This window comes from Deltaproteobacteria bacterium (assembly GCA_018668695.1).
Lineage (GTDB): Bacteria > Myxococcota > XYA12-FULL-58-9 > XYA12-FULL-58-9 > JABJBS01 > JABJBS01.
Genome location: JABJBS010000257.1, coordinates 1 through 2,296 on the forward strand (window position 1 = coordinate 1; position 2,296 = coordinate 2,296).

Consider the following 2,296-nt stretch of genomic DNA (forward strand, 5'->3'; position numbering starts at 1 on the left):
ACCACTTCAGCGGCCTTGAAGGTCACCATCGGAAACTCTTTTGTTTCGAGATACTTTTTGTACATATGACCATCACGCTGGTCCATGCCGGTTTTGATGTCTTCGGCTTTGAGCGAAAACTCAAGCGCAGTAAGCTTTTGAGTGGCCGCATCCAAAGAGGCTGTACCGGTTAGCGTTTCGCATTCGCCTTTAAAACTACTGCCCGTAATTTTCGCAACGAAGGTAATGTTGCTGTCTTTGGCCACTTCAAACGTGGAAGCCATAGACCAAGCTGGCGCCAGTAAAAGGCACAGCCCTAAAAGAGTTCCCAACATTTTCTTATTCATACAACGCTCCGTGGCAGTACCAGCTGCGAAAGAGTTTTAGATTATCCTCTGACCATTGCCCTTCACCGGGCGGCATCAGTCCTGAAGCCAACTGAAAATAGACTGAGCGCGGCTTGTAAGCAGTACTGTCGTAGGCGGCACCTGGCGTGCTGTAGTCGTATCCATAAACTGGACTGTCCTTGGAGTGGCAGAACCCACATTGCAATTTCATGAGCGTTGCCAGCTCTGAAAATTGAACCTGATCAGCCGGATAGATATCGTCGCAGGTCAGAGCCACTGCGGGATCATCCCCACAGGCCGACACCGAGAGCGAAGCCATGCAAATAAAGAGAATTAAACACCAATTTTTCACTGCGCCTCCCTCGAGCTGCCCTAGGACTAGAAGTATTGTTACGGTAGCCAGCGACCGATGCAAGCTACTGGAGCATACTCCTAAGCCCTTTAGCCCTTATGACTTGAAATTACAGGGTTTTCTTCAAACAAGATGAGCCCAGTTTAAACTTTCTCAACATTTTCGGACACCTGTCTCGGCCGTCATAAAAAGGAAAAACCCTTTACATACAAAGCCTTGCCCCGCACTCGTGCTTGGTCGATACATGAGTCTAGAAAATCTCATCTATTTGAGTGCCAACGAAGAGGAAATCCAATGACAGGGATATGTGCTGGAAGAGTTGTGATTGTTACAGGTGCCGGACGCGGGATTGGCCGCGAACACGCATTGGAATTCGGTCGCCAAGGCGCCAAGGTTGTGGTGAACGATATCGGTACTGAGCTCGATGGTTCCGGTGGCTCCACGGGGCCTGCCGGAGAAGTGGTTGAAGCCATTCGCGCTATGGGCGGCGAAGCCATTGCTCACGGAGCCGACGTAACCAACTGGGAACAAACCGGCGATATGGTCAAAACTGCCATTGAAACTTTCGGCGGTCTCGATGTGGTTGTGAACAACGCAGGCTATGTGCGCGACCGCATGTTTGTGAGCACCAGCGAAGAAGAATGGGATGCCATCATCAGCGTGCACCTTAAAGGACACTTCTGCACCACCCGGCATGCCGCAGCCTATTGGCGCGCGGAAAGCAAAGCTGGCAAAGAAGTGAACGCACGCATCATCAACACCAGCAGCGGCGCAGGTCTTTTAGGGAGCGTGGGTCAAAGTAATTACTCCGCGGCCAAAGCAGGCATTGCATCTTTAACACTCGTACAAGCAGCCGAGCTCGGTCGTTATGGCATTACCGCCAACGCCATTGCACCGGCTGCTCGAACCCGTATGACCGAAGACGCCTTTGCCGACATGATGAAAAAACCAGACGCAGGTTTTGATGCTATGGATCCTGCCAACATCTCACCGGTGGTTGCTTGGCTTGGTAGCGCAGACTCTAAAGATGTAACCGGCCAAGTGTTTGAACTGGTCGGCGGTGAAATCATTGTGGGCGATGGCTGGCGAAGAGGTCCTCAGGTAGACAAAGGCGAAAGATGGAACCCCGCCGATGTAGGCCCCGCAGTACGAGGCCTTTTGGCAGAAGCAACTCCGGCCATGAAGCCTTACGGCGCGCAATAAGCTTAGCTAAGCCGCTCCACAATCATGGCCATACCCTGGCCGCCACCGATACACATCGTTTCAAGGCCGATGGTTTTGTCGTGTGCTTTGAGGTTGGTGAGAAGCGTGGTGAGAATTCTCGCGCCCGTCATGCCAAAGGGGTGACCCAAGGCAATGGCACCGCCGCTCACATTCAGCTTAGCTTCGTCAATATTGAGGTTACGAGCCGATGGAATCACCTGGGCTGCAAACGCTTCATTGATTTCCACGAGATCTACATCCGAGATGCTCATGCCCGCGCGCTTCATCGCTTGCTGACTCGCAGCAACAGGACCAAGCCCCATGATTTCTGGGTTGAGTGCGCTTACGCCCGTAGACACAATGCGCGCTAAAGGCTGAAGACCAAGCTCTTTGGCTCGCTCTGCGCTCATCACCA

The 2,296-nt window shown here is 52.5% G+C and carries 4 protein-coding genes; 1 reads left to right on the top strand and 3 read right to left on the bottom strand.

The window, feature by feature from the left end; genetic code table 11:
* Both HOK28_13585 and HOK28_13590 read right to left on the bottom strand, forming a co-directional pair.
* Nucleotides 1–326: YceI family protein (locus HOK28_13585; protein MBT6434124.1), on the bottom strand; the 326-nt coding region annotated here is incomplete at its 3' end.
* Entirely contained in the window at nucleotides 319–678 is a 360-nt protein-coding gene (locus tag HOK28_13590; protein MBT6434125.1) for a hypothetical protein, read from the bottom strand. The genes HOK28_13590 and HOK28_13585, both read right to left, overlap by 8 nt.
* A gap of 294 nt (nucleotides 679–972) precedes the next feature.
* Between HOK28_13590 and HOK28_13595 the strand changes: the two genes are divergently transcribed.
* On the top strand, nucleotides 973–1,881 hold the full coding sequence (locus tag HOK28_13595; protein MBT6434126.1) for an SDR family oxidoreductase: 909 nt from the start codon (nucleotides 973–975) through the stop codon (nucleotides 1,879–1,881).
* Between the two features lie 2 nt (nucleotides 1,882–1,883).
* Here HOK28_13595 and HOK28_13600 read toward each other — a convergent pair.
* The coding region (locus HOK28_13600; GenBank protein MBT6434127.1) for an acetyl-CoA C-acyltransferase at nucleotides 1,884–2,296 on the bottom strand (413 nt) is incomplete at its 5' end.

What these genes read in the sequence shown, in the direction of transcription:
- HOK28_13595 (MBT6434126.1), top strand. Translation starts at nt 973, where the DNA reads ATGACAGGGATATGTGCTGGAAGAGTTGTGATTGTTACAGGTGCCGGA.